This window comes from Bacillus sp. BP-3 (assembly GCF_028401955.1).
GTDB lineage: Bacteria > Bacillota > Bacilli > Bacillales > Bacillaceae_G > Bacillus_A.
This window is the reverse complement of record NZ_JAQOTJ010000061.1, coordinates 1-627: the sequence shown is the minus strand read 5'-3', so window position 1 is coordinate 627 and position 627 is coordinate 1. Positions and strand designations below refer to the sequence as shown.

Sequence of the window (627 nt, the reverse complement as noted above, 5' to 3'; positions counted from 1 at the left end):
TCGGTTCGCTCGACTTGCATGTATTAGGCACGCCGCCAGCGTTCATCCTGAGCCAGGATCAAACTCTCCAATAAAGTTTGTCTAGCATCATAAATAAAAATTGACGTTTCACGTTGTTTGTTTCGTTCAGTTTTCAAAGAACTCAAGAGCGGGTGAAGAGAATCGAACTCTCGACCAGAGCTTGGAAGGCTCTTGTTTTACCACTAAACTACACCCGCATGGTCGGGAAGACAGGATTCGAACCTGCGACCCCCTGGTCCCAAACCAGGTGCTCTACCAAGCTGAGCCACTTCCCGTAAATGGCGCGCCCGAGAGGACTCGAACCCCTAACCTTTTGATCCGTAGTCAAACGCTCTATCCAATTGAGCTACGGGCGCTTAATGTATGTTGTTTGTTTTTTGCGACTTTATTAATATACCATGGCGGTAAAATTAATGCAAGTATTTTTTCATTTCTTTTTTTGGTGCGGCCGAGAGGACTTGAACCTCCACGGGGTTGCCCCCACTAGGCCCTCAACCTAGCGCGTCTGCCATTCCGCCACGACCGCATATGCGGGTGAAGGGAGTCGAACCCCCACGCCAAAGGCGCCAGATCCTAAGTCTGGTGCGTCTGCCAATTCCGCCACAC

Annotated in this window: 4 tRNA genes and 1 rRNA gene; all 5 read right to left on the bottom strand. The window is 50.2% G+C overall.

Annotated features, from left to right (window positions below):
* A 16S ribosomal RNA gene (locus PLX19_RS25960) occupies window positions 1-74 on the bottom strand; the annotation flags it as partial.
* A 73-nt stretch (window positions 75-147) separates the two neighbouring features.
* Window positions 148-218, bottom strand: a tRNA-Gly gene (locus PLX19_RS25955).
* Window position 219: 1 nt separating this feature from the next.
* Window positions 220-296: transfer RNA gene (locus tag PLX19_RS25950), tRNA-Pro, on the bottom strand.
* 4 nt (window positions 297-300) lie between these two features.
* A tRNA-Arg gene (locus tag PLX19_RS25945) sits at window positions 301-377 on the bottom strand.
* Between the two features lie 84 nt (window positions 378-461).
* Window positions 462-547: transfer RNA gene (locus PLX19_RS25940), tRNA-Leu, on the bottom strand.
* Window positions 548-627 lie beyond the last annotated feature (80 nt).